The organism is Fictibacillus sp. Mic-4, from assembly GCF_049843615.1.
In the GTDB taxonomy this organism is placed as follows: Bacteria; Bacillota; Bacilli; order Bacillales; family Fictibacillaceae; genus Fictibacillus_A; species Fictibacillus_A gelatini.
In genome coordinates this window covers 24,151-50,707 of record NZ_JBBHZM010000028.1, presented here as the reverse complement: position 1 = coordinate 50,707, position 26,557 = coordinate 24,151, and the positions used below count along the sequence as shown (strand labels likewise).

Annotated in this window: 22 protein-coding genes and 1 pseudogene; 5 read left to right on the top strand and 18 right to left on the bottom strand. The window is 38.8% G+C overall.

The window, feature by feature from the left end:
* Both WD019_RS16305 and WD019_RS16300 read right to left on the bottom strand, forming a co-directional pair.
* A pseudogene (locus WD019_RS16305) lies at positions 1–258 on the bottom strand (hypothetical protein); the annotation flags it as partial.
* A 637-nt stretch (positions 259–895) separates the two neighbouring features.
* Positions 896–1,465: a cupin domain-containing protein gene (locus tag WD019_RS16300; RefSeq protein ID WP_058005455.1), complete on the bottom strand. Its 570-nt coding sequence runs from the start codon at positions 1,463–1,465 to the stop codon at positions 896–898.
* Positions 1,466–1,767: 302 nt separating this feature from the next.
* Between WD019_RS16300 and WD019_RS16295 the strand changes: the two genes are divergently transcribed.
* The 3 genes from WD019_RS16295 (at position 1,768) to WD019_RS16285 (ending at position 4,416) form a co-directional block, all read left to right on the top strand.
* Positions 1,768–2,337, top strand: coding sequence for a recombinase family protein (locus tag WD019_RS16295; RefSeq protein WP_009336472.1), 570 nt, complete (start codon positions 1,768–1,770; stop codon positions 2,335–2,337).
* A 245-nt stretch (positions 2,338–2,582) separates the two neighbouring features.
* Positions 2,583–3,743 carry an aminotransferase A gene (locus WD019_RS16290; protein WP_425712182.1) on the top strand — a complete coding sequence of 387 codons (1,161 nt, stop codon included), beginning with the start codon at positions 2,583–2,585 and terminating at the stop codon, positions 3,741–3,743.
* Between the two features lie 139 nt (positions 3,744–3,882).
* On the top strand, positions 3,883–4,416 hold the full coding sequence (locus WD019_RS16285) for a hypothetical protein (RefSeq protein WP_026677737.1): 534 nt from the start codon (positions 3,883–3,885) through the stop codon (positions 4,414–4,416).
* Between the two features lie 33 nt (positions 4,417–4,449).
* Here WD019_RS16285 and WD019_RS16280 read toward each other — a convergent pair whose 3' ends face one another.
* From WD019_RS16280 to WD019_RS16270, 3 genes are all read right to left on the bottom strand, one after another.
* Positions 4,450–8,145 (bottom strand): dynamin family protein, encoded by a 3,696-nt coding sequence (locus tag WD019_RS16280; RefSeq protein ID WP_425712181.1) that lies wholly within the window; start codon positions 8,143–8,145, stop codon positions 4,450–4,452.
* Between the two features lie 107 nt (positions 8,146–8,252).
* Entirely contained in the window at positions 8,253–9,557 is a 1,305-nt protein-coding gene (locus WD019_RS16275) for an ArsB/NhaD family transporter (RefSeq protein ID WP_026677739.1), read from the bottom strand.
* A gap of 150 nt (positions 9,558–9,707) precedes the next feature.
* A complete protein-coding gene (locus WD019_RS16270) occupies positions 9,708–11,201 on the bottom strand; it encodes a DEAD/DEAH box helicase (protein WP_425712180.1) in 1,494 nt (497 codons plus the stop codon).
* A gap of 252 nt (positions 11,202–11,453) precedes the next feature.
* Between WD019_RS16270 and WD019_RS16265 the strand changes: the two genes are divergently transcribed.
* A complete protein-coding gene (locus WD019_RS16265) occupies positions 11,454–12,680 on the top strand; it encodes a trypsin-like peptidase domain-containing protein (protein ID WP_425712179.1) in 1,227 nt (408 codons plus the stop codon).
* 39 nt (positions 12,681–12,719) lie between these two features.
* Positions 12,720–14,033: an MFS transporter gene (locus WD019_RS16260; protein ID WP_425712178.1), complete on the top strand. Its 1,314-nt coding sequence runs from the start codon at positions 12,720–12,722 to the stop codon at positions 14,031–14,033.
* 29 nt (positions 14,034–14,062) lie between these two features.
* Here WD019_RS16260 and asd read toward each other — a convergent pair whose 3' ends face one another.
* The 13 genes from asd to acnA all read right to left on the bottom strand — a co-directional run bounded on the left by asd (position 14,063) and on the right by acnA (position 26,242).
* A complete protein-coding gene (asd, locus tag WD019_RS16255; protein ID WP_026677742.1) occupies positions 14,063–14,905 on the bottom strand; it encodes an archaetidylserine decarboxylase in 843 nt (280 codons plus the stop codon).
* 51 nt (positions 14,906–14,956) lie between these two features.
* The gene (locus WD019_RS16250; protein ID WP_026677743.1) at positions 14,957–15,382 is read right to left on the bottom strand and encodes an acyl-CoA thioesterase; all 426 of its coding nucleotides are present in this window, start codon (positions 15,380–15,382) and stop codon (positions 14,957–14,959) included.
* A gap of 87 nt (positions 15,383–15,469) precedes the next feature.
* Positions 15,470–15,691, bottom strand: a complete 222-nt coding sequence (gene tlp, locus WD019_RS16245) for a small acid-soluble spore protein Tlp (RefSeq protein WP_026677744.1) — start codon at positions 15,689–15,691, stop codon at positions 15,470–15,472.
* Positions 15,692–15,756: 65 nt separating this feature from the next.
* On the bottom strand, positions 15,757–16,263 hold the full coding sequence (locus WD019_RS16240) for a hypothetical protein (protein WP_026677745.1): 507 nt from the start codon (positions 16,261–16,263) through the stop codon (positions 15,757–15,759).
* 99 nt (positions 16,264–16,362) lie between these two features.
* Complete coding sequence (locus WD019_RS16235; RefSeq protein WP_026677746.1) at positions 16,363–17,184, bottom strand: carbohydrate ABC transporter permease; 822 nt, start codon at positions 17,182–17,184, stop codon at positions 16,363–16,365.
* Positions 17,184–18,149 carry a carbohydrate ABC transporter permease gene (locus tag WD019_RS16230; RefSeq protein ID WP_026677747.1) on the bottom strand — a complete coding sequence of 322 codons (966 nt, stop codon included), beginning with the start codon at positions 18,147–18,149 and terminating at the stop codon, positions 17,184–17,186. The genes WD019_RS16235 and WD019_RS16230 overlap by 1 nt, the downstream gene beginning before the upstream one ends.
* Before the next feature lie 69 nt (positions 18,150–18,218).
* On the bottom strand, positions 18,219–19,493 hold the full coding sequence (locus WD019_RS16225; RefSeq protein ID WP_425712177.1) for an ABC transporter substrate-binding protein: 1,275 nt from the start codon (positions 19,491–19,493) through the stop codon (positions 18,219–18,221).
* A gap of 187 nt (positions 19,494–19,680) precedes the next feature.
* A complete protein-coding gene (locus WD019_RS16220; protein ID WP_026677749.1) occupies positions 19,681–20,511 on the bottom strand; it encodes a response regulator transcription factor in 831 nt (276 codons plus the stop codon).
* Between the two features lie 4 nt (positions 20,512–20,515).
* Complete coding sequence (locus WD019_RS16215) at positions 20,516–21,958, bottom strand: sensor histidine kinase (RefSeq protein ID WP_425712176.1); 1,443 nt, start codon at positions 21,956–21,958, stop codon at positions 20,516–20,518.
* On the bottom strand, positions 21,955–22,944 hold the full coding sequence (locus WD019_RS16210; RefSeq protein ID WP_425712175.1) for a sugar-binding protein: 990 nt from the start codon (positions 22,942–22,944) through the stop codon (positions 21,955–21,957). Before WD019_RS16210 ends, WD019_RS16215 begins: the two co-directional genes overlap by 4 nt.
* A 108-nt stretch (positions 22,945–23,052) precedes the next feature.
* The gene (locus WD019_RS16205) at positions 23,053–23,193 is read right to left on the bottom strand and encodes an acid-soluble spore protein N (protein WP_026677751.1); all 141 of its coding nucleotides are present in this window, start codon (positions 23,191–23,193) and stop codon (positions 23,053–23,055) included.
* A gap of 70 nt (positions 23,194–23,263) precedes the next feature.
* Complete coding sequence (locus tag WD019_RS16200) at positions 23,264–23,392, bottom strand: FbpB family small basic protein (RefSeq protein WP_081412640.1); 129 nt, start codon at positions 23,390–23,392, stop codon at positions 23,264–23,266.
* 129 nt (positions 23,393–23,521) lie between these two features.
* On the bottom strand, positions 23,522–26,242 hold the full coding sequence (gene acnA / locus WD019_RS16195; RefSeq protein ID WP_425712174.1) for an aconitate hydratase AcnA: 2,721 nt from the start codon (positions 26,240–26,242) through the stop codon (positions 23,522–23,524).
* Positions 26,243–26,557 lie beyond the last annotated feature (315 nt).

The following is a 26,557-nucleotide window of genomic DNA, read 5'->3' as shown; positions in this document are numbered from 1 at the left end:
GGGATCATCAAATATAGTTAAGTTACCGGAAAATGCGGCAAAAGGTGAATCAAATCTTATTTGATTGGTGTTTTCATCCCAATATCCATTAATTGGAATAGGTGTGCCACGGAAATTAACCGTACCAACTATCCTGTTATCTGTAATAGAGTTAATGTTTAGTAAACCCCAAACGATTGGTCTACCAGCTATAGCAGCATGGATGCCCCATACTGACGGGAATGGAATACTAACCATTGTTTGCTGTGCAGTTTGCAATACTAATCTCCCCCTAAATTTAAAGTTTATGTTCTGAAGGATAAAGGATTAGATATCTTATTTACTATCCTATATAAAGGACCAATCCAGTATATGCACCACAAGCTGAATATGTTTACTTTTAACGGTTAGAAGCTCATCCTTTCGTTGAAAAATGCAGATCATTCAACGTTTAGAACAAAAAATTATGTTACAAAAAAATTCCTTTACACAGAGGCTCCAAGTCAAGTCCTTAAACGCATATTCTGTGGATACATATAAACAATGATAAAGGGTGCAACATATCAATGTTTTGTTGTTGATACTATATATAAGGTGCATATAGTTGAATGGTACGATTTGTCTTGAAAGGCTGAAGCTAAGGTTTCATCAGGCAAACGAGCCTATCATACCCATCTCTCCAAGTAAAGTCCTATGTTTGTATACGTTGTTGGATTATCCCATTTGTGTGCAAAGCTAACCTTAACGCAGTTATTAATCCATATAACTAGCAGGACAAATTGTAGGCTATAATATTTTGCTATTTATTATACGGAAAATGAATTTTGTCCAGCGTTTGAATACCTTCGTTACAGGAGTGATTCCCCATAAAATATGGGGATTACTAATTTGTATTAGGGTTATCAGTCAAAAATTATTAATAGTGATTTTCTGAAGCCATGGCAATTGCCTTTGTCTCATGAACAGTACCATATGGATGTTGAGGTGGTGCATAAATGGAGTATAATTTTATTGGTTTATTACCTGTGTTCGTTAGATTATGCCATGTTCCTGCGGGTATCACGATTACATAGTCGTCATATACATTGGCTTGAAAATCGTATATTCCTTTATTTTTCCCCATTTGAACAAGTCCTTGACCATCTTCAATACGGAGGAACTGATCCAATGTTGGGTGGATTTCCAATCCGATATCTTCTCCAACACCAATATTCATTAAAGTAACCTGCAAATGATTTCCCGTCCATAAAGCTATGCGGAAATTGTTATTCTTCTTGGCGGCCTGTTCAATATTAATTACAAATGGCTGCGGCCCGAAATCCTTTAATATATTGCCTCTATTATAAGGATTTTCATTATCGCCCAAATTATTGTTCCAGTTATAATAATGGGGATTCCAGTCGTTACACCAATTATTGTCATACCGGTTATAATACATTGGATTTTGCCATTGATGGTAATAACCTAATTGTCGGTACAAATTCATTCTCCTTTTACAGACGTATTTATCCCTTTAATATATGTCACTTTTTTTAAAAACGTGTTATTTACGCAGCAGGATTACTATATTATAAATGTAACGATTTATTTTTAATTAAATAACTTTTTTTACTCAACTAGATTACCAAAAACCAGTGTTTTTGTAATGTCCCCCCATCGCCCTGTTACCCTTTGATTTTATTAAGATTAGCAGTTACCAAAAATAATTACCAAAAGTATTATCAAATACCTTTACAATAAGTGCCCCTCTAGTAAAATAAAAATATACAAGTTTATTGGAGGTTACAAATGATAATTGGTTATGCTCGGGTATCTACTATTGACCAAAATTTAGATCGGCAAATTGGTATGCTTAATGAATATGGTTGTGAAAAAATAGTTGAGGAGAAATTCACTGGTACAGTTAAAGATAGAAAAGGACTTCACCAACTTTTTGATGTCATCCGGAAAGGCGATACAGTTGTAGTGGAGAGCATCTCCCGTTTAGGACGTAAAACATTGGATATCCTCAACATTATTCAACAGTTAGAAGAGATGGGGGTGCAATTCATTTCTTTAAAAGAAAATATGGATACAAGAACCTCTACAGGCAAAGCCATGTTCCAAATGATGTGTGTCATTGCAGAATTAGAAAGAAACCTTATTGCTGAGAGAGTAAAGGAAGGACTTGAAGCAAGTAAAAGGCGTGGGAAAACATTAGGTAGACCCAAGTTGGATAAAGAAAAGCTTGCTGTTGCGCTAAGGATGTATGATAGTGAGGAATATTCCATAAAGGAGATTGTCTCGGCAACTGGAATATCACAAGGTTCCTTATACAGAGCAGTCAATAGAAGAAAGCTTGAAGAACTAAAAAAATAGGATTTTATTACTTCTCCAAAGTTACTTTGCGGTCTACAGCAGGAACCCTGTCACTAGGCCTAGAGGAATAGAAGCAATCGCAAGCAAATCTAACTTATTTTTGGCGTTCATAAAATCCTCCGTACAAATATGACATCTTTTTTAGTATGATTAATTTAATGCAATCCATTCAAATAATTGACGAAAAAGTCGATGTAAAGCTAAACTATGAACATTATCATAAGGAAGAGAAAGGACTTATAATTATGGAGCATTTGTTAAATCCATCTGTTCGAAACATTCAGCTTTCCGGTATCCGTACGTTTTTCAATACGGTTAGCCAATATGAAGATGCCATTTCATTAACGCTCGGGCTGCCTGATTTTCCTACACCGGATCATATTAAATCCGCCGCGAAAAAAGGGATTGATGCCAATAAAACCGTTTATTCTCACAATGCAGGGTATTTTGAATTAAGAGAAGCGGCTTGTCATTTTTTAAAAGAAAAATATCAGCTATCTTATAACCCTGAAGATGAAGTGATCGTCACAAGCGGCGCGAGCGAAGCGATTGATGTTACGTTAAGAACGATTTTGCGGGAAGGAGATGAAGTCATTCTTCCCGCTCCAGTTTATCCTGGATATGCACCCGTCATTACAATGTGCAAAGCAACTCCTGTATTTGTCGACACAAGGGAACACGGTTTTAAATTAACCAAAAAATTAATGGAGGAACATGTTACGGAAAAAACGCGTTGTATCCTTCTTCCTTACCCTTCCAATCCTACGGGCTGTACGTTAAGCAAGTCGGATTTACAGGAAATGGCGGATTATTTGAGTGATAAAGATCTTTTTATTATCGCAGATGAAATCTACAGCGAACTGACATATGATGAAAAACATACGTCGATCGCTTCATTTCCGGGAATGAAAGAGAAAACGGTCGTCATTAATGGACTTTCTAAATCTCATGCGATGACGGGATGGCGAATCGGCTTTATTTTCGCACCGTCTTATTTATGTAAACATCTCATTAAAGTTCATCAATATAATGTTTCTTGTGCCTCTACCATTTCGCAAGTCGCAGCAATCGAAGCGCTGACAAACGGGATGGATGATGCTTTGCCAATGAGAGAAGAATATAAAAAACGATTAACTTATACGTTTAGCCGGCTTCAGGAAATGGGTCTCCCAACAACAAAGCCGGACGGGGCATTTTATATTTTCCCGAATATTTCTCGTTTTGGCCTTAGCTCGCTTAACTTTGCCACAAAGTTGTTTGAGGAACATCGTATCGCTGTGGTGCCCGGGAGCGCATTTTCCGAGTACGGAGAAGGATATATTCGCATCTCTTATGCAGCTTCGATGCCGCTATTGGAAAAAGGGATGGACAAACTTGAAACTTTTATACGCTCTCTTGAATCGTAGGCAGCCCTTTTCCGGGCTGCTTTTTCATATTTCCCACAATTCAAAAGAACTTAATTGTTTACAAAATGGGAAAAAGATATTAAACTTAGAAAGGTTCGGAAAATTCTTCCGAAAAATATAAATATAGGAGGGTCAACAAATGAAAAAGCTATTTGGTATTGCTGCCAGCTTGCTATTAGCATTTAGCATCGTCGGCTGCAGCAATAAAGATACTGCCGAAAAGAACGATAATGAACCGAAGAAAGTGGCGAAAACTGACAATGCTGTAAAAGAAAAAACAGAGGTTCTAAACTTTGAAGGGGATTTGTCGAATAAACTTAGAACATGGCATGCCCCTTACAATGCTTACATAGCGGCTCAAGATCCGGAAAAGAAAACGCCTAAAAAAGATCTTGAGAAAGCGAAAACTGATGCGAAAGCTTCTTTAGAAAAAGCCGTATCTGAAATTCCTAACATTACGGTTCCTGCGACATTGCCAAAAGACGATCAGGACAATATTAAAGCAGCACTGGAAGATTTGAAAAAATCTTATGAAGCTCGCGCCGCCTCTCTTAATGATGAGAAAAAAGGGGCTGAAGCTGATAAACTATTCAAATCATTCAACGACAAATTAAATAAAGTTCATGAAAAACTTAAATTAGTGCCCGCTGACTTATCAAAAGAAATATCGTAAATAAATGACCACCGCTTCCGCGGTGGTCTTTTATTATTCAATCGACTCTATTTTCCTCTGGCATTCCCGTAATTGTTCTAAAGCTGTTGGATCGTTTAACGCAAGAAGCAAGCCTTTAATATAAGCAGATAGCCGCTCATTGATTTCCCCCAATTGCGTTTCACATTCCGTTTGAAAGCAACTTCCGTAATAGCGGTTAAACTCCTCTGTCGACTTTAGGATAAAACGTTGACAAGGTTCATCAAACATATCTTTTGCCGACTCCATCATTTTGCTCTTCCCATTTTCTTCAAAAAATTGTCGTGCATTTTTAAAGAATTTAAAAAGAGCTGCACTTTTTGAAGCCTCTAAATGCTCAAGATTGAGCGATAATTCCGGTGTCTGAATGGTTACATCTATTTCTGTAAAGATGGATTCCGGCAATTCATTTTTTATAAATTCGTTTTTAAGCTCTTGCAAAATTTCCTTCAAGAGCTTGCTAATATAATTTTCAACCCTTAACATGGTGGCCCTTGATTCCTGCAACAAATCAAATTCTAATCTTTCATGCAATTCCTTTAGGCAGGAAGGCAATGCCATCTTTTGCTCCTTTACCGTGCCTGTTAGCACTGCAGGATTAAACGATTCATTAAAAAACTCATTAAACCTGAGGAACACTCTTTGTTTTACATAAAATAACAATTCCTTTATTTCTTTTTCAAGCCGCTGATTGTATTCAGCTTGATCAAGCTGTTCCGTAATTTCAAATCCTTTATTCAACTGTTGATCTAAGTGCAGTGCTTTTGCTTCTCGACTTTCTTTATCTAAAGCCGCCTGTCCGATAAAATGATCGAGAATAGTTTTAACTTGTTCAACTTGCCGCTTTGCCTTCGATACTAGCATATTCGACAAATCGTCCTGGATAAATGTTGTAAACCTGTTATAGAACGGCGTAAAGCCCGATTGGATTAAAACTTGTTCTTGTTCCGCGCTTCCTGCCCACTCTTGCAATCGTCTTTTCTCGTCGTCCGTTAATTGTGAACGATCTTTTTGTCCGAGAATAGCATATCTGCTCGAAACAGGAAATAACCGGGGGTTTCGAATGCCGAACTGTTGTAAATTTTGTTGAACATGCAGAACAACGTCATTTAATTCTTCCTCATCGCTCGCCAGATCCGCCGCATTAATTAAAAAGAACATTTTATCGAGTTCAAATGCATCTTTGACCCTTCCGAGCTGAATTAAAAATTCGCGGTCAGCGCTTGAGAAAGCGTGGTTATAATAGGTTACATAAAGAATGACATCTGAGTTTTTAATATATTCGAATGCGACATTTGTATGGCGGGCATTTATTGAATCCGCTCCAGGCGTATCAACAAGTGTCACTCCTAAATTTGTCAGCGGGGAATCAATATAAATTGTAATATGATCTGCAAAACATGCTTTCTCTTCCGTTGCGACAAATTCTTTAAATTGTTCGATCGATACTTTTAGTTGTTTCCCAAGTTGATTCTCTATTTTCTGAAAGCCGCTATTAACCGCCCTTAAAAATTGGATGTGCGGTTTTGTCTTTTCATTGCCGTCCAATTGAGATAAGCTACCTGCCATCTTCACGGCATCCTTCATGTTTTCAGCCTGTTTTCCAAAATGTGAAAGAGATTGGTTAATTTCTGAAAGCAGGCTATCTTCGCTTTTCAGAACGACAAAAACGGTTCCATGCGGTATTTCATTTGTTGCCGGTTTGATTTGATTGATCGTTGCCGTCGTTGGATTTGGAGAAACAGGAAGCAAATCATCACCCAAAAGTGCGTTTGCAAAAGATGATTTCCCTGCAGAAAATGCGCCAAATAACGATACTGTAAATTCTCGGCTCTCTATCCTTTCAGCAAATCGTTCCATATCGGCTGCGGAATTTTCCAGACCGCTTACGCTTCTGATGATGTCCGATACTTGTTTTAGCCTTGCCGCGGTTGAAGCTAATTCGCCTTTTGTGACCCGCGACGATTGTCTTTCTTGCTGATTGTGTGTTCCCTCTGTTAACTCTGTTTCTATAATCGGATTCATCAAGTTTTCGATTTCGCGCGCATCTAAGGAACGATTATGCCGGGCTCTTGCCGCTTCCGTTTCCTCAATCATTGCCTCCGGAATGTGTTCCGCCGTCAATAAACGGTTTAATTCCTCCTCCGTTTCTTCCAGCTGTTCTTTAACGCTTTCATATGTTTCGTAGGCTTCTATTTTTTGAGCCAATTGAACAAGTTCTTGTTCAACTTCCGCAAGCTTTGTCTCACCTTTTGCTCGAATAGAATTTTCGATTTCAGCGAGAATCGATTGGAGCTCTTTAAACGCCAGCCTTTTAATCACATTTGCGACATCATTACCATATTGAAGGACGTACTCTCCATTTAATGAGGCACCCGGTTTAATTAATTTAGCTAGATCGTCTTTTGTCAAAGGAATGGTTACCTCCTTAAAAGGAGGATGGTCGTACGTTTTGCAAAACGCAGTTAAATAGTCATTTAAATGCCACTCTATTTGCGTTTCGATATTTTCTTTCACACTTTTAAATAACGCTTCTAGCCGTTTGTCCCTTTCTTCTTCCGTCTTTTTGGAAGAAAAAAGGAAACCTACTTTAAATCCGTTTTGTCTGCTTTCAATATAGTTTCTCGCCAGGTCTCTCGTATGGAACGGCATTAAAATGGCGTTCTCTACAATTTTATTCGCCTCGTTTTTATAGTCAGCCCATTCTTCTTCTACGCGTTTTTCATGCGTTTCCTTGTCATGAAGCAATCTTTCGTACTCATTTCTCGTGTCCTCGCTATTTTCCCGTTCCTCTTCAATTAACTGAAACTGTTCATTAAAATTATCTTCAAAATGAGAAGTGAGCGTTTGGACATGTTTTTGAATGAGCCTTTTCGTTTCATTGATCGTGCTTTGTATAAGCGTTTGATCCTTCTCTAAATAAAACTTTTCGATTAACGTTCGAATATCTTTCAACTGGCTATATGGGTGGTCGGGTTTAAGGACGGACGTGTAAAAGATCTTTTCCGGCTCAATCCCCCAGCTTTTAAAACCAGCCTCGACTTTAGTTTGAAATTCTTTAAAGTCAAGTTCTTTTTCGTTGTGCTTATCGATCTGGTTAACGATTAAATACAGCTTCTTCCCTTGTTCTTTCAAAAGCCTTACAAATGTAAAATTCAGTTGTGAAAGAACATGGTTATAATCCATGACATAAAAAACAACATCGCCTAAATGAAGGGCAGACTCTGTTGCCACACGGTGGGCATCATCTGTTGAATCAATGCCCGGTGTATCAAAGATCGCAATCTTATCAGGCAAAATGTTTTTCTCCAAATGAATAGTAACTTCTTGTACATCAAGCCCATTTTTGCAAAGCTCTTTAATTTGCCCCATGTCAATTGGCGGAGGAAGGTGAATCGTGCCTCTATCCCTCACACGAATGTCTGCCCCGCCACTGCCTTCTTGGAGCCGTACAAGATTGGCACTTGTCGGAATTGGGCTTGACGGCAAAATATTGTTTTGCACAATCGCATTGATCATGCTTGATTTTCCAGCTGAAAAATGGCCGCAAAAAGCGATCGTAAGTTGCATCTGTTTCACTTTTTCATATAATTGCAACACTTCTAAAGCACTTTCTTCATCTTCTGTTTCTGCGATTTTTACATAAATCGCTGCAAGTGATTCTGCTAAAGCTTGAATTTTTTTCTCTTCATTGAATGATGTCTTCCGCATAACTATCCCCATCTACTTGTATTCTATCTTTTTACTTTACCATATTTATGTGTGTTCATCTAGATTTGTTCGGTTTAAACAAGGAACCGGCCATTTGCCGATTCCTGTTAAAAATGAATGAGATATCGAAAGTAGATATAAATATGGGCAATGATTAAAGAAAGGATAGTTAACGGTGCCCCAATTTTAAGAAATTCAAAATAGCTGAACCCTCTTCCATCGCGGGCAGCCATATTAGCGACGACTACGTTCGCCGATGCCCCAATGATCGTTCCATTCCCGCCCAGGCAGGCACCTAACGCTAGCGACCACCAGAGGCTATTGATTTCTGGCGAGTTTACAGCAAGGCCTAAATTGTGCGCCATATCTTTGATCAACGGAATCATGGTTGCAACAAATGGAATATTATCGATCGTTGCAGATGCAACGCCAGATCCCCATAAAATGAAGATTGAAGCAGTTGTTATATTTCCGTTGGTTACATCTAATACTTTTTGTGCGAGCAACTTGATCATTCCAACCTCTTGAAGACCGCCGACGAGTGTAAACAATCCGGCAAAAAAGAAAATCGTCACCCACTCTACCGACTCAAATGCTTCCTCAATATCTTTTTCTTTTAAGCCAATAAGCATGAGCAAAGTTGCCCCCGTGATACTAATAACGGAAGCTTCCAAATGAACGACTGAATGAAGCATAAATCCTACAATTGTTAAACAAAGAACAACTAACGACTTCTTCATTAATATCGGATTCTCGATATAGTTTTTTTCATTCAGCTCCATTAATTTGGCAACATCTTTTTCATTCACCTTCAGTTGTTTACGATAAATTAAATACAGCATAAATAATGTCACTGCTAAAATAATGACAATAATTGGGCCAAGTTGAATGAGAAATGCATTAAACGTTAAATGTTTGTTTGCTGATCCGATCATGATGTTTGGCGGATCACCAATTAAGGTTGCGGTTCCGCCAACATTTGAAGCGATAATTTCCGAAATTAAAAATGGGACAGGGTTAAGATGTAACAGTTTGGTGATCGATAGCGTGACCGGAACAACGAGCAAGACGGTCGTTACATTGTCTAAAAAAGCGGAGGCCACTGCCGTCAACAATGAAAGAAATAGCAATATTCGAACCGGATTTCCTTTTGCAAGTTTAGCAGCCTTTACTGCGGCATATTGGAATACTCCCGTCTTATTTGTGATTCCGACAAGAATCATCATGCCTATAAGCAGTGTAATCGTATTCCATTCAATGTACGTTGTAAATGCCTTATGAACATCAACGATTCCCAATATAACCATGATTGCCGCTCCGAAGATGCTTATGGCTGCCCGGTTTAATTTTTCCGTAATTATAATGGCATACGTCAATAAAAAAATAATGATGGCGACTATCGTTTGATTCATCTCGTTTTCCTCCTTTAATTAAATTAGGAGCCTTGCCTCCCACAAGACTCCTAAAAAATACAAAAGGAGCCCGTTAGTGACAGGCTCCTCCAAAAAACAATTTTTATTCTTTTTTTCAATCATAACAAAAAGTGGTTAATCGATCAATCATTAATAGGCTCGATTTTCTTCCCGGACTCTTTTTGGAGCGCGGTACGATTTATCTCTACCGCTTGATCGTTTCATACGGTCATTTCGCGGGTTTCTTCGTTTATCCCGGCCGTCTCTGCCATGCCGCCTGCGGTCGCCAAAACGGTTTTCATTGCGATTTTTCGCCTTTTTAACAGCGAGCGGTGGTTCCCCTGTCAATTCAACAGGCGTTGTATCCGGCTCTTTTGTAATGAGCTTTAAAGCGGCGGATAATAACGTTACTGAATCATTATCCTCCAATAATTCAATGGCAAGCTGCTTATATTGTTGGCTTTGTTCAGAATCGATCATGCTCATTAGCTTTTCAATGGCGATTCTTTGTTGTCCTTCTGCAGCCTCGGCAAGTGATGGGACAGGACGTCGAACGAGTTTTCGTTTCGTAATACGCTCGATCGTGTATAGATGGTCAAACTCTCTTGGGGTTATAAACGTGATCGCATACCCTGTTTTACCGGCGCGTCCCGTACGTCCGATGCGGTGTACATAACTTTCCGGATCTTGCGGAATATCAAAGTTATACACATGTGAAACACCGCTAATATCTAGCCCACGTGCGGCAACGTCAGTCGCAACAAGCACTTCAATCGTGTTGTTTTTAAACGCGCGAAGTACCATATCGCGTTTTGATTGTGGGAGATCGCCATGTATTCCTTCTGCTGAGTAACCTCTTTTATTTAAAGCTTCTGTCAGTTCATCAACACGACGCTTTGTTCTTCCAAATACAATCGCAAGTTCAGGTGAATGAATGTCAAGCAATCGAGTAAGTACATCAAACTTTTGCTTTTCTTTCACTTCTACATATTCTTGTTCGATACTTCTTACAGTCATTTCACTTGCTTTAACTTTAATGATCAGCACATCTTTCATAAAACGCTCAGCAAGCTTTTGAATTTGTTTCGGCATGGTTGCAGAGAAAAGCATTGTATGTCTTTCAGTCGGAACATTTTCTAAAATCGTTTCAATGTCTTCGATAAAGCCCATGTTTAACATTTCATCCGCTTCATCAAGAACAACAGTATGAACATCTTCTAACTTTAATGTTTTTCGGTTGATATGGTCAATGACGCGTCCCGGCGTCCCAACAATAATGTGAGGATTATTTTTTAATGCTTTAATTTGCCTTACAATCGACTGTCCCCCATAAATCGGAAGGGTTCTAATTCCTTTAAATTGGCCGATTTTGTTTAACTCTTCGCCAACCTGGACGGCTAATTCGCGAGTCGGGGCAAGCACGATTCCTTGAATTTTCCGATCAGCGACATTAATTTTTTCAATTAATGGAATGCCGAAAGCGGCAGTCTTCCCCGTACCTGTTTGCGCTTGTCCAATTAAATCAATTCCTTTTAACGCGGTAGGAATTGTATCCCGTTGGATCGGAGTTGCTTCCTCAAAACCCATATTATTAATGGACTTTAACAATTCCTTACTTAAACCTAATTCATTAAATGTTGTCAATTTGTTATTACTCCTTTACTTTCAAAAAAACTGAGTTAATCTCGTCATTTCAATTAATTATTCCGAACATAACCTTATCATTTCAGTTTCAAATTTGCAACCTCATTCACTGTGAACATGCCCTCATTTTAGACCACTTTTCATAAAAATAAGCCCATTTGTTATAGATTCTTTAATACTTATGGTCACCCGTAAAAAAAAGAATATACTATATCACTTCTTATTCCCTTGAATATAACAAATGAGGTGACGATGTTGAAAAAAAGAGCGTTTATTACAATTCCGATTTGCATTTTGCTATCGTGCGCTATTTGCTTCTCTGTTTATTTAATCAATATAAAGCCCGATACTTCGCATATAAGCACCGCTCAAAAAGTAGCCGAATACGCAAAACCCGCTGTTGTCAAAATCGTCAATTATGCAGTTGTCAAATGGCAATTTACGAATCCAGCCGATTACGAAGTTGCTGATTATTTAAATAAAATGAACAACGAAACCGTTGTCGGAGGCTCGGGCTCAGGGTTTATGATTAGTGAAGACGGTCACATCATAACAAATGCCCACGTTGTCGAAACGAATAAAATGGATGAAACTGAAATTGTCCAGGAAGCATTCGATCTTCTCGTCAAACAGATGTCCAATGATTTTCAAATTGACTCGAAAATCGTTGAAAGCTATATGCTTCAATATACGCTATATTCAGATGTAAAAAAAGAATTAAAAGTCATTTTGCCAGACGGCGAGAAAAAAGACGGACAAATTAAAAGTTACGGAGCGCCGGTTGGTGAAGGAAAAGATGTGGCTGTCCTTAAAATCGCAGGTCATCATTTCCCAACGTTAAAAATCGGTGATTCTAACCAGATTAGCCTTCAAGATAATGTCTGGGTCTTTGGTTATCCGGCTGCCGCTGATTCTGACTTGCTATCAGAGGATTCTGATAAGGTTGTTTCTATCACTGACGGAAAAATTAGTGCCACCGATAAAAAATCCAATGAAGGAAATCCAGTTATTCAAATCAGCGCCCCATCGACTCATGGAAACAGCGGTGGACCAGTTATTAGCGAGAATGGAACGGTCATTGGAATTTTAACTTTTCGCGGGGATACCGTAAACGGCCAGGAAGTTCAAGGATTTAACTTTGCCGTCCCAATCAATACTGTGAAAGAATTTATTCTTCAAGCAGGCGCGAAGAATAAACAAACGAAAACGGATGATTTATATAGGGACGGTTTGCAACTATATTGGGGCGGTTATTATAAAGATGCACTCACTAAATTCCAACAGCTTCACGCACATTATCCAGAGCATTCCGAAGTGAAACGTTGGATGGCAAAAGCAAAAGAAAAAGCAGGCGACAGTAAAATATTATGGTCAACTTATCAAACGTACTTTATTTTAGCCGATATTGTTTTTGCGCTTATCATTTTAGCACTTCTCGTCTGGACTTTTTTAGCAAAAAAGGAGGAAAAAACAGAATAAAAGATAAATAATATAAATTAAAGGAAAGGACGTGAAAAAATGAGTGAGACGAAGCTTAATTTATCGCCTAAAAAACCAACACATTTTTCTCTTTATTTTTCTATCCCTGTCCTATCATGGGCGTTATATGATTTTGCAAATACGATTTTTTCATCCAATATTACAACAATCTTTTTTCCATTTTATTTATCGGACGTTGTTGGAACGACGAAACAGATGGAACAAATCGCTAGCACGCTAATTAGTTATACAAATGCAATCGTCGCCATTTTTCTCGTCCTCTTATCGCCTTTATTCGGTGTTTGGATGGATCAAACCGGGCGAAAAAAGAAATACCTCGTCCCTTTCGCTTTAATTTCCATTATTTGCACCATTTTCATGGGAGTGTTCGCTAGTTTTACATTCTCAGGCACTGCCTTTCAGTTGCCATTATCTATTGTGCTGGTCATCATCTTTTTTTCCATCGCTAAATTTTTTTATCAATCTAGCCTTATTTTTTACGATCCGATGATGTCGGATATCGGCACAAACGAAGAGCTCCCACTGTTATCCGGATTTGGAGTCGCCGTCGGTTATTTAGGTACGATTCTCGGTCTTACCGTTTATCCGATTGCTGGAAAAAACTACGGTTTAGCTTTTTTATTAAGCGGCCTTTTATTTCTTATTTTTTCTTTACCGATTATGGTTTTTTACAAAGAGAAACCCGCTCAATCGCAAACTGGGAAAATCGGAATGTTAAAAGGTTATAAAGAAATTTATCATACCTTTAAAGAGGCAAAAAAGCTTAAAGGAATACTGTTGTTTATGTTTGCCTATTTCTTTTTTAATGATGCCATTGCTACAACGATCGCAATGATGGCGCCATATACAAAAACGGTCTTTGGCTTTTCGAATAAGTCGTTTATATCCCTTTATCTTGTTGCAACTCTCTTTAGTATTGTCGGTTCATTTATATTTGGCTACATCACGAAGATGGCGGGAACGAAACGCGCCGTATTTTTTGTCTCATGGTTGCTCATTGTCGCGTTATCTATCGCCGTTTTTTCGACAAGCGCCTCTTTTTTCTGGATATCGGGGGCTCTTTACGGCATTTCGTTAGGTGCCATGTGGGTGACGACGAGGACGATGATCATTGAATTGACACCGGAAAAAAAACGAGGACAAATCTTTGGCCTATTTGCCTTTTCTGGAAAAATATCCGCCGTCATCGGCCCATTACTATATGGCACAATTACCCTTGTTTTAGCTGACTATGGCGCTATCGCCAGTCGTGCTGCTCTCGGTTCGCTTCTTCTGCTCGTCATGATCGGCATGGTGATTCTTTTGAAAGTTCCTTATAAAAAAATGGGATGATACACATACCTGAATGATAAAAAGCTCACTTAGCGTGAGCTTTTTATGATTTCACCTATCTTTTCACCCATTTTAACGGCAGCTCCCGGTTGAATCGTTTGGTTAATCATTACCCGTTCTTTTTGAAACAAAAGAATCACCGTTGAACCGAATTCGAAATGACCGATTTCGGAACCTTTCTTAAAATAGGGCTTTGTGTGCATTGTATTTTTATGGACGGTTCGTTTTTTTCTTTTAAAACTTTCTTTATAGGCAACTTGAACGCTGCCTACAATGAACGCACCGACTTTCACCATCGCCATTTCGCCCGCTTCAGTCTGGATGTGTGTGATCACTCTTTCATTTTTCGTAAATAATCCTTTGACTTGAGTGACGCCTATTTCATTAACAGGAAACAGGCGTCCGGGTATATATGTGCTTCTTGTCACTTTACCTTCTAGCGGCATATGAATGCGGTGATAATCTTTCGGGCTTAAATAGATGGTCATATAATATCCGTCTTCAAATCCTGTTTCACCTGGAGATTCACCAAGAAGACTGCTCACCGAATAATCAATGCCTTTCGCCTGGATGATCGTTCCGTGTCTAATTTTCCCTACTTGCGAAACGACTCCGTCTACAGGAGAAACAATCGATAACGGATGCTCATCGATCGGCCTGGCATCGTATTTTAATCTTCGAGAAAAAAATTCAGTCAAATGCTTATATTCTTCGATAGGTTTTTCGATTTCTTTTAAGTTAATATTGTAATGTTTGGCATATGGTTTGACATACCATTTACTTAACCTGGAACGCCCTACCGTTCCAACAAATGAGGATATTTTATTTTGCGGCAACACGGAAAGAATGATTTTTGCAATTTTTTGTTTCACGTTTTTATCCCCTTATATTCCTTACTTCTATCTGCCTTAAAAAGTATATCTTTAGTTTTTCGGTTTTTTGTTTTTTTCATAAGCATCATGCCATGCTGGCAAGTTTTTCTTTATAGAAATCGCACGAAATGTTTCTTTTCGCACACATACATGGGATGTCATACCCGTCACACAAATTTCATTGCGTTCATTTCTAATTTCGTAGCCGTATGTTACTTTTAATCCATTATAGTCTTCAATCCACGTTTGGATGACAGCCTTCTGCCCATAAGTCAGCGGCTTTCGATACTTCACCTGAACGTCTGTTACAGGCGAAAGAATTTCTTCTTTCTCCAATTCCGCATAATTGAATCCTAATTCCTCAATTAATTTTGTCCTTCCTATTTCGAACCATATTAAATAATTCGCATGGTACACGACACCCATTTGATCGGTTTCAGCATATCGAACGTCAATTTCTGTTTGATTTCGTAACATAATACTTTATTCACCTGCTCTTTCCGTACTTATTTTACCATATAACGACCTGTAACTACATGAATAAGACCGGACAATTGTCCGGTCTTATTCATGTGATTGTCGATATGCTTTTTCATCTTCAATTTCGTTCTGAAACGATTGGATGCTTTCTTCGCGCCGCTTGTTTTTTTCGCGAATTTGCTCTTGTTGCTCAGCGGACATTGTATTTTCTAACGATTCGTTCGCCGCTTCGATATTCTCTTTCGTATTTTCAACCATTTGTTGAAGTCGTTCTACATTGTTGCTTCTGTCATCTGGTTTTGGCATCGCTACCCCTCCATTTTGCTTTAGTTTCCACAGTAGTTTTACTCAAAATGGAGCTTGATATGCAATTAACCTTTTATTAAAATCGGACTCATATTTTCAATGCTAATTTCACATAATGACCGCCATGTCTTCCAATAGTCAACAACTTCATCGTCTTCAAGATTCTTCATTGTCTCTTCAAGCCATGTTAATTCTTCTTGTAGACGAATGGAAGAGCCGATCCAAATTTTCTTATTTTTGACGGTAATAAAGAATGGTTCCTCAAAGCGAAAAGGTAAATAAAAGCCACTATCATTCGGATGCATGATAATGTGTTGATAAACGGTTCCTTTAAAAAGTTTAGCGTAAAAAAGAAATACTCCGTCATTTTTCGCAGCGGTTTTCTTAAGCCGATTTAAAGTCTCGCTTTTTCCAATATCGATCGTTGTTATGTCATTTTCCCAGTTTAATTCTTCCCGAAATGGGACAAGATGGCCAAGCCGCTGCATTTGAATTTCTAATTCTCTATATAAATGATCTTTGTCTTCTTTTCTTGGCGAAACAGGTAATGGTTTTATTTCTGCAGTAATCACCCGTGTACCCTCCTACAATTCACTCTATACAAGTATTCGACAAAGATTTCATTATATGGTGGTCATAGAGGAGAAAACCCGGGAGAATCCCTCCCGTTTCTATCCTTTGACAGAGCCGGCTAAAAGTCCTTTGACAAAAAATTTGCCTAATACAATATAGACCAATAATGTCGGCAAGGCAGCAAGCAATGCTCCGGCCATTTGCACATTCCATTGAACGATTTGGCTGCCTGAAAGATTTTGCAGCGCGACCATAACCGGCTGCTGATCTGAGGTTGTTATCGTCACGGCAAACAGAAACTCATTCCAGATGTTCGTAAACTGCCAGATGCCAACGACGACAAAACCTGAAATCGATAGAGGGATCAGGATGTGCCTGTATATTTTAAATATCCCTGCTCCATCTATTTTGGCGGATTCGATCATCTCATACGGCACACTCGAATAAAAATTTCGAAACATTAACGTGGTTACAGGAATTCCGTATACTACATGAACAAGTATTAAACCAGGAATTGTATTGTATAAATGAATTGTTCTTAAAAATTGGATTAAAGGAATTAAAATACTTTGATATGGGATAAACATTCCGAATAATATAGCTGTAAATAGCCAATCCGATCCTTTAAATTTCCATTTGGACAGGACATAACCGTTAAGAGAACCTAACAAAGCGGAAAGAAGGGTTGCCGGAATAACTAAATATAAACTATTTATAAAATTGGGTGCGAGTTTTGAAAATGCCATTTGATAACTTGAAAAATCAATTAAAGAAGGAAGCTGCCACATTTGACTTAGCGTAATTTGATCAATCGGCTTTAAACTCGTTGTTAAGATGACATATACCGGCATCAAAAAAATGAGGCCCAGCATGATTAAAAGCAAATAAAGAATCGGACGATAAACAGACTTTAAAACCATTAAGACTCACCCTTCCTATTTGAAAGCAAATATGGAACAATGAAAATAGCGACAGAAAGCAGCATGATAATGGCAATCGCGGCACCACTTGCATAATAGTTTCCACGGAACGTTGTTTCAAACATATAGACGCCCGGAACATCTGTAACAAAATTGGCTCCAGGGCCTGTCATCGCATAAATGAGGTCAAAAATTTTCAGCGAAATATGGGCCATTATAATGATCACACTGATCGTAATCGGCAATAACAATGGAAAGATGATTTTTCGGAAAATTTGAAACTCCGTTGCACCATCCATTCTAGCTGCTTCACGCACTTCGTCAGGAATGGCTCTGAGCCCTGCTAAGTACATCGCAACCGAAAATCCTGTCATTTGCCAGACGGCAGCGATCACGACAGCGATGACGGCAATCGGAATGCCGACCTGTATTTTTCCCCATTCTACACCCGGGATGACTTTAACACTGGTATACCACATCGGCTCTATGCCGACCTTTTTCATTAAAAGATTGACTCCGGTTGAAGGATTTAATATCCATTGCCAGACAACTCCTGTAACAATAAACGATAAAGCCATTGGAAAAAAGAAAATATTGCGGAACAAATTTTCAAACTTTATTTTTTGATCAAGGAAAACGGCAATCATAAGCCCCATTCCAAGAACGAGTACAATAAATAAAATCATAAAGACGGCTGTATTCCTTAGATCTGCTTGAAATCGGAAATCGTGAAACAACGAGACGTAGTTTTTTAATCCGGCAAATGAAAAATCCGGGATTTGCGAATTCCAATTACTTAACGAAACATAGCCCGTCCAGCCAATAAATCCATAAACGAATATGGCGATGGCTAAAATGGACGGCAATATAAAAAGAAAGGAAAATAATCGGTCTTTTGCTACGATTGTTTTTTTCTTTCGGACCTGGATCTTCATCTGCATTGCAGACTTTACTTTAGGCTCCATCTCAATCCCTCCATTTAACCTTAAAAAATCGGGGAAGCGATTTCTCCCGTCCCCGAAAATGTAAAACGATTATTTCAACTCGCTTGCGGCTGTTTTTAATGCATCGATAAATTGCGCTTCATTTTGTTGTGTCACAAAAATGTTAACAGCGTTATTCACTTTTGTAACAACCCCTTCTGGCGCAGCGGAACCATGTGCCAAACTCGGGGTAATGCGCGCTTTTTTAAATTCTTTCATCGTTAGTCGTCCATATGCGTCATACTTTGACGGATCCGCATCGATCCGGGCAGGAATCGAGCCTTTTAGCGGGTTAAATGTATCCTGTCCTTCCACAGAACCTAACAATGATAAAAATTTCATCACATCATCTTCATTTTTAATTCCTTTCGGCAAACCGAATGTATCCGTAATGACCATAAACGAATGTTGCGTGCCTGGCGTCGTTACCCAGCCAAAGTCTTTATTGACTTTTAGCTTTAGATCATTGACAAAATACCCTTTTGCCCAATCCCCCATTATATTCATGGCGGCTTCCCCTTTTCCAACCAGTTGCGATGCATCTTGCCAGTTGCGAGAGCTGTGATCTTTATTAATATAGCCTAACATTTTCTTAAATGTTTTGACGGCTTCTTTCACTTTCGGATCATCAAACGAAACTTCTTTTGTCCACAGCTTTTTATAATCGTCAGGGGCGAGCGTTCCAAGTAAAACATCTTCAAAAAGTTGAGTTGCGGTCCACGGCTCTTTATCACCTAGAGCCAGTGGTGTAATCCCTTTTGCTTTCAATTGGTCGGCGACTTTGAAAAATTCAGCAAATGTTTTCGGAGCTTTAAGGCCGTTATCTTTAAAAATCCGTTTATTGTACCAGAGCACGTTTCCTCGATGGATATTGACCGGAACGGAATAAATGTTTCCATCCTTACTGACAAGATCGATTAATTCTTTTGGGAATTTATCATTCCAGCCCTCTTCTTTGTACAGCTCATTAAGCGGCTTCATCTTACCAGCGGCTACCCAGCCATCATTAAGTTCTGCGCCGCCATGAACCTGGAATGTTGCAGGCGGATCGTTCCCCTGCATCCGGCTCGCAAGTACCGCTTTTGCATTCGTTCCGGCTCCACCCGCAACTGCCGCATTTTCAACTTTAACTTCCGGATGCTTTTCTTTAAACAATTTAATGAGCGCTTTCAATCCATCTTCTTCACCAGCACCTGTCCACCAGCTAAAAATATCGAGTCTAGTCCCATTGCCCCCACTTTTAGACGCTCGATCGGAATTACATCCAACTAGTAACAATGATAGTGCAAGCATGAATGAAAGAAAGGCGAACCATTTTTTCTTCAATTCTTATTTCCCCCTTTAAACGGAATATGTAATCGGTTCGAGCTTAACAATTATCTTGAAAACCCTTACACAAACACTATATCACGAACATTCAGAATTCTCTTTCGCTATTTCCTTCACTCTTTTGCGAAATCCTTCACTTTTTTGTGGTCTAAACAACAATAAACCAAAGTCTCCTTCGGCTTCTTTAACTGATATTCAGCTGCCGTTGCCTGAATTCTCTTGGTGACATTCCGGTTATTTTTTTAAAGACGCGGCTAAAATAGTTCGGGTCCTTGTAGCCGACATTAAAACAAATTTCTTTCAAACTTTGTTCTTCTTTTTTGATCAGTTCTTTCGCTTTTTCAATTCGAAGGATTGTCACATAATCAATAAACGTAACAGAAAAGCGCTCTTTAAACAGTTTGCTAAAATAAAAAGTGCTTAATTGAACATGTTCAGCCACCTCTTCAAGTGAAATGGCCTTTGTATAATGGGAGTTAATGTAGTCTTTCGCCTTATTTAAGGCATTCGTTGTAAGTTGAAGATCATCCGTTTCGTTTTGGCCGTCTAATACCGAAGCAATTACATTTGATGGCGCAAAAGCTAAAGCTTGCTTAAATTTCACCTGAAGCCGTTCATATTCTTCTCTTTCCATTCTTTCAGCCTTTATTTCAGCAATTACCCGTTCAATTGCCTGAACTATTTCATAGTTTCGGCTGGGCTTCAGTAAATATTCTTTCACCCCATATTTCATCACTTTTCTTGCATACTCAAACTCGTCAAAGGCTGTGACCATTATAAATTTGGTCTTTGGCGCTTCGCTTATGATTTGATTTACGGCTTCACACCCATCGACCCCGGGCATTTTTATATCCATTAAAATTAAATCCGGCCTGAGCCTCTTTGCTAGCTCAATCGCTTTTCGGCCATTTTCAGCCTCACAGACAATTTCAGCTTCCTTAATTTCATTCGTAATGATCAGCCTTAACGCTTGTCTTTCTAAAACTTCATCGTCTACAATCATCACTTTAACCATCTTTCTATCCCCTTATTTGTCTATCGAGTGGAAGTCTAAGACGTATCGTTGTTCCTTTTTTTATGATAGATTCAATTTCAACCATATTTTTTTGTTGATAAAACAACTCTAATCTTTTAATGACGTTCCTCATGCCAAGGCCAGTAGAATGACCGTTATTTCTTTTTATTCCGCTCTCTTTTTCATCTGATCTCAAAATTGTTTTAACTGTTTTTTCATCCATCCCTATTCCGTTATCAATCACTTCGACGACGACTTCAAGGCCCGTTTTAAAAATCTTCAGCGCTAAACATGCGCCATGCTCGTAAGATTCAACTCCGTGAATAAACGCATTTTCAACAATTGGCTGCAAGGTCAAGCCCGGCACCGCAACCGATAAACATTCTTCGCCAACCTCCATTTGAAACTTGACGCGTTCCCCAAATCTTGTTTGTTGAATAAAAAAATACTCTTGGACAACAGCGACTTTTTCCTTTAATGTTGTCGGCTGGTCAAGACTTTTTAAATTGTATCTAAGTAAATGCGAGACAGAGTCAATAAGTTCGTTTGTCCGCTTTGCTCCTTCAATATATGCCATTTTAGAAACCGTATTCAGAGTGTTAAATAGAAAATGAGGATTAATTTGGCTTTGCAGACTTTTTAGCTCCATTTCCTTTAAAAGCTTGTCTAGCTCAGATTTTTCTTTAATTTCCTGAATGAGCCTACGTATATTTTTTCTCATGGAATTAAACGTTTCGGCTAAAAAGCTTAATTCGTCTTTTGTTGACGTTGAAACATCTTTGCCCTCAAAATTGCCTGAAGCAATTTCTTCCGCCGCCCTTGACAGTCGGCTTATCGGCCTTGTAATCCCTTTTGAAAACCATATTGCCAATAATGTGCTGAATAATATGGTGGAGCTAAAAATGGAAATGCCCAATGAGCGAAAATAATTATTTTTCATGTTCATATCATGATAAAAATATTGGTAATCCGTTAATTCTTGATTGATCAACGATAATGTAACCTCCTGTATATAACGGGCAATTTTTGATGCTTCGGTAAGATGTTCCGAATAGACGTTTAAATTCTGATCGTTATAGGCATTCATTACGACTGTGCACTCTTCAAGCAAACTTGAAATTAAATTGGCGTAGTTTTCGAGCGTCATCGATTCCCCGCGGAAACTGATTTCAGCTTGTAACCGGCTCTTTCCTTCAACTAAAGCTTCCCGCTCTTTTTTATATTGACGGTATAAATCTGGTGAGCGATCCGTGACATAAGCATTTAATGATTGATACATACCATTTGTCTTTTGTGAAATGGTATTTAAAAGGAAAAATGTTTTTAAAATGTTATTATATTGTACAATCGATTTTTGACTGTTTTGGTATAGAAAAAAAGCAACCCCGTTCAGTAATAAAACAAAAACCATTGAATATAGCAAAATCTTCGTACGAATCTTCATCATGGACTGACATCCCCTTTCGCTATATCCTTCTGATAGAGAATGCCTGTATCCGTATGTATCGTCGAAGGGATGTGCCTCCCCTTTTTAAACTCATGCATCAATTTCACGCTTTCATATCCAATTTTATATGGCTTTTGTACAACCGTCGCCTGAATGATCCCTTGTTTCATTAATTGAAGTGTTTCGGGTAGTGTATCAAAACTGATAATATAAATTTTTTTCTCATGCCCTTGTCGTTTTATGACCTGGGCAATTCCCAGCCCGTCTAATGCGCTCGTTCCGTAGAAGGCGTTTACATCAGGATGTTCCGAAAGAATCTCATTCGCTTTTTCCGCAGCCTGGACTTTCGTAATGTTTGATGCTTTAATATCTACAACTTTAATTCCGGGTTTATTTTTAATTGCATCCTTAAATCCCTCTACACGCAATTTTTGATGGCTCGCTTCAAAACTTCCTGTAATGATACCAACAACCGCTTTTCCATTTGTTCCAGCGATTAATGCCTTTCCTGCCAAATAGCCGGAGCGATAATTATCCGTTCCTACATAAGAGACTCGTTTACTTTTTGCAGCATCTGTATCGACTGTAATGACCGGAATCCCTTTTTTCATCGCTTTATTTATAAGAGGAGTGAATTTTTCTTCACTAAGCCCCTGTGTAATAATTCCATCTACTTTTGAGGAAATAGCCATATCGATCAATTTCATATGTTCGGATAGATTCGATTGTAATGGCCCGTTATATTCAATGGAAACATGGTAGCGGCGTCCTGCGGCCTTAGCCCCTTTTTCGACTAAACGCCAATATTCATTATTTAATTCTTCTGAAATGAGAACATAATGGGCATTCGTCTTTTTCGCTTTCGTTTTTTTTTCGATTATTTGATCAAATTGCATCGCTTTATAGGCGAAAAATAAAGTAAAGAAAAAGGAAATGGTAAATGCTGATATACCGATCGCATAAAATACATTTCGATAATGGTTCATAGCTTCTCGCCTCCGAAATTCCAAAATATTCTGTCTACTAATAACTTAACTTATTCATCTCTTATAGTAAATACATAAAAAAGACCTGAACCCAGGTCTTTTTTTGTTTTATCCTTTAGGAGGAATATAATTCGGTTGTTCATTGCTTTTATTCGCCATCTGTCTTCCATTATTGCCTTTGCCGTCCCTTGGCTGTGTTCCTAAATGATTCGGGACAAAATATTTCGGAAATTTTTTCGGATTACTCATGCTTTTCCCCTCCTTAGTCATTAATATTTGTTTTTACACAAAAAAAGAAACAGAATCGCGTTCTGTTTCTTCAGGCATTCTTGGAATGTTTATCCTCTAACTTTTTTTCAATTCGTTCCATTTCTTCGTGGTCACTTAGCAATTGACGTTTATTTTCATTGACGAGATCTTTGAATGATATTTTGCGAAATTTCCTCATTCTCTTTTTCCTCCAAATATATTCATTTATATATACTATCGACAAATCCCAACATTTTTATTCAATTTTTAGAAAATAGAATTAAAAAATAAACAGCTCTCAAAAAGAGAGCTGTTTATAGAAATAAACTTATTTTGTTGCAACGAGTTTGTTGCGCAATACCATTGGCAGGATGCCACCATGGCGATAGTAATCGATTTCTACTTCACTGTCGAAACGAGCGATGACTTCGAATTCTTTTCCGACGCCATTTTCATCAACCGCTGTAACTTTTACAAGGTCACGAGGCTTCACATTTTCATCAATTTGAATGGTGAATGTTTCTTTGCCAGTAAGACCATGTGTTTCGGCATTTTCGCCATCTTTGAATTGAAGAGGCAATACGCCCATTAATACAAGGTTGCTGCGGTGAATACGTTCGAAGCTTTCCGCCAGAACGGTTTGAATGCCAAGAAGGTTTGTACCTTTTGCCGCCCAGTCACGAGAGCTTCCCATTCCGTAGTCTTTTCCGGCAATAACGATAAGACCTGTTTGATCCTCTTTATATTTCATAGCGGCATCGTAAATGCTCATTACTTCATTTGTAGGCCAGTATGTCGTCCAACCGCCTTCAGTTCCCGGTGCAATCTGGTTGCGGATACGAATATTCGCAAACGTACCGCGCATCATGACTTCATGGTTACCACGACGGGAACCATAAGAGTTAAAGTCGCGTTGCTCGACGCCATGTTCAAGCAAGTATTTTCCGGCAGGAGAATCTTTCGCGATGGCACCCGCTGGTGAAATATGGTCTGTCGTTACAGAATCGCCAAATTTCGCAATAAGCTTTAGTCCTTCAAGCGGCTTAATTTCTTTAAGCTCAGCTGAAAGGTTCTCAAAGAACGGCGGGTTTTGAATATATGTTGATTCTGGATCCCAATTGTAAAGTTTATCAGCGCTTGTTTTCAATTCATTCCAACGTTCATTTTCATCAAATACGCGTTCATATTCTTTTTTGAACGATTCCGGTTTAACGGATTTGTTCATCGCTTCTTTAATTTCTTCAGCAGATGGCCAAATGTCTTTAAAGTAAACGTCATTTCCGTCTTTATCTTTACCAAAAGAATCATTTTGCATGTCAAAGTTAACCGTTCCTGCCAATGCATAAGCAACGACGAGCGGCGGAGAAGCAAGATAGTTCGCTTTTACAAGCGGATGAATCCGCCCTTCAAAGTTACGGTTACCTGACAATACAGAAGCAACTGTCAAATCGTTTTTAGCAATTGCTTCTTCCACTTCTTGAGAAAGCGGGCCAGAGTTTCCGATACATGTTGTACAACCATAACCTACAAGGTTAAAGCCTAGTTGCTCTAAATATGGCATTAGTCCGGCATCTGCCAAATAATCTGTAACAACTTTTGAACCAGGTGCGAGCGATGTTTTTACATATCCAGGGACTTTAAGGCCTTTTTCAACTGCTTTTTTCGCAACGAGACCGGCTCCTAACATTACATATGGATTAGATGTATTCGTACAACTTGTAATCGCTGCGATCGCAACTGATCCGGTTTTCATTGTTGAAGTTTCGCCATTTGGATGTTTTACTTCAACTTGTTTGTTAATTTCATCAGCTGTCAAGCCAAAGCCTGCATTTCCTTGAGGCGCTACAAGCGCTTTATTGAACGATTCTTTCATTTTTGAAAGCGGAATTAAATCTTGCGGACGTTTTGGGCCGGAAAGATTCGTTTCAAGTTCATTAAGATTGATTTCAACAACATCTGTAAAGATCGGATCTTCTGCATCCGGGGTATAGAACAAGCCGTTAGCTTTGCAATATTCTTCAACTAACTTAATTTGTTCTTCACTGCGGCCAGTAAGTCTTAAGTAGTTAAGCGATTCTTCGTCAACAGGGAAGAAACCGCAAGTTGCACCATATTCAGGCGCCATGTTGGAAACGGTAGCGCGGTCTGCAAGCGGCATTTCGGCTAGACCCGGTCCGAAAAATTCAACAAATTTACCGACAACATTTTTTTGGCGCAACACTTGTGTTACTTTTAGCGCTAAGTCTGTTGCTGTTGTGCCGTTTGGAAGTGAACCAACAAGCTTCACGCCGATTACTTCTGGTACTGGGAAGTAAGAAGGCTGTCCGAGCATGCCTGCTTCTGCTTCAATTCCACCTACGCCCCAGCCTAATACACCAAGGCCATTAATCATCGTCGTATGAGAGTCAGTACCGACTAGAGAATCCGGGAATGCTTCTAACTCGCCATCGACTTCCATGCTTTGAACAACAGATGCTAAATATTCAAGGTTGACCTGGTGGACGATACCAGTTGCCGGAGGGACAGCACGATAATTATCGAAAGCAGATTGAGCCCAGCTTAACAACTTATACCGTTCTTCATTTCGTTCAAACTCACGGTCCATATTGTATGCTAACGAGTCGTTCGTACCGAATTTGTCAACCTGTACAGAGTGGTCAACGACAAGGTCAACCGGAATATCAGGGTTGATTTTCGATGGATCTCCGCCCATATCTTTCATTGCTTTTCTTAAAGACGCAAGGTCAACCACTGCAGGAACCCCTGTAAAATCCTGAAGAATAACGCGTGAAGGTTTAAATGGAACGTCGATATCTTTTACTTCGTCTGTTCCCCATTTCGCGAGGTTTTCAATATGTTCTTTTACAATGACTCTTCCGTCATGCTGGCGTAAGACGGATTCCAATAACACTTTAATGGAATAAGGCAATTTGGAAATTTTCCCTACTCCTGCTTCTTCTAAAGCACTTAATCGATAATAGTTGTAAGTTTTTCCATTTGCGCTGAAGGTCGCACGCGCATTGAAAATGTCATTCTTACTTTTAGACATTATCCATTCCTCCTTGTCTTGCTGACAAAGGCTCATTGGGGCACAACAAACAAATCGAATGCTGCCACCATAAAAAGCTGCCTTCGTTCTTCATTACAATCATACACTAACGGAAGAAAAATTGTCGAAATTATGTCTTTTTGTAACACAATAAATTTTCTTCAATTGCTTCCTTTATTATCATACGAAAATGTGTTTCATAAGTAAAGTACATAAATGTTATCAAAGGTCATAAGCAACTCTTATAACCTCAATATGAAAAGCCCTCCAAAAAGAGGGAGTGCTTTTAAAAGAAAATAAGGACAAACTATATAT

Bases quoted from the DNA above. Each gene is read 5' to 3' on its own strand.
- WD019_RS16300 (WP_058005455.1), bottom strand. From the start codon at position 1,465: ATGAATTTGTACCGACAATTAGGTTATTACCATCAATGGCAAAATCCA.
- WD019_RS16295 (WP_009336472.1), top strand. From the start codon at position 1,768: ATGATAATTGGTTATGCTCGGGTATCTACTATTGACCAAAATTTAGAT.
- WD019_RS16290 (WP_425712182.1), top strand. From the start codon at position 2,583: ATGGAGCATTTGTTAAATCCATCTGTTCGAAACATTCAGCTTTCCGGT.
- WD019_RS16285 (WP_026677737.1), top strand. From the start codon at position 3,883: ATGAAAAAGCTATTTGGTATTGCTGCCAGCTTGCTATTAGCATTTAGC.
- WD019_RS16280 (WP_425712181.1), bottom strand. From the start codon at position 8,145: ATGCGGAAGACATCATTCAATGAAGAGAAAAAAATTCAAGCTTTAGCA.
- WD019_RS16275 (WP_026677739.1), bottom strand. From the start codon at position 9,557: ATGAATCAAACGATAGTCGCCATCATTATTTTTTTATTGACGTATGCC.
- WD019_RS16265 (WP_425712179.1), top strand. From the start codon at position 11,454: ATGTTGAAAAAAAGAGCGTTTATTACAATTCCGATTTGCATTTTGCTA.
- WD019_RS16260 (WP_425712178.1), top strand. From the start codon at position 12,720: ATGAGTGAGACGAAGCTTAATTTATCGCCTAAAAAACCAACACATTTT.
- WD019_RS16250 (WP_026677743.1), bottom strand. From the start codon at position 15,382: ATGTTACGAAATCAAACAGAAATTGACGTTCGATATGCTGAAACCGAT.
- tlp (WP_026677744.1), bottom strand. From the start codon at position 15,691: ATGCCAAAACCAGATGACAGAAGCAACAATGTAGAACGACTTCAACAA.
- WD019_RS16235 (WP_026677746.1), bottom strand. From the start codon at position 17,184: ATGGTTTTAAAGTCTGTTTATCGTCCGATTCTTTATTTGCTTTTAATC.
- WD019_RS16230 (WP_026677747.1), bottom strand. From the start codon at position 18,149: ATGGAGCCTAAAGTAAAGTCTGCAATGCAGATGAAGATCCAGGTCCGA.
- WD019_RS16220 (WP_026677749.1), bottom strand. From the start codon at position 20,511: ATGGTTAAAGTGATGATTGTAGACGATGAAGTTTTAGAAAGACAAGCG.
- WD019_RS16215 (WP_425712176.1), bottom strand. From the start codon at position 21,958: ATGATGAAGATTCGTACGAAGATTTTGCTATATTCAATGGTTTTTGTT.
- WD019_RS16210 (WP_425712175.1), bottom strand. From the start codon at position 22,944: ATGAACCATTATCGAAATGTATTTTATGCGATCGGTATATCAGCATTT.
- WD019_RS16205 (WP_026677751.1), bottom strand. From the start codon at position 23,193: ATGAGTAATCCGAAAAAATTTCCGAAATATTTTGTCCCGAATCATTTA.
- WD019_RS16200 (WP_081412640.1), bottom strand. From the start codon at position 23,392: ATGAGGAAATTTCGCAAAATATCATTCAAAGATCTCGTCAATGAAAAT.
- acnA (WP_425712174.1), bottom strand. From the start codon at position 26,242: ATGTCTAAAAGTAAGAATGACATTTTCAATGCGCGTGCGACCTTCAGC.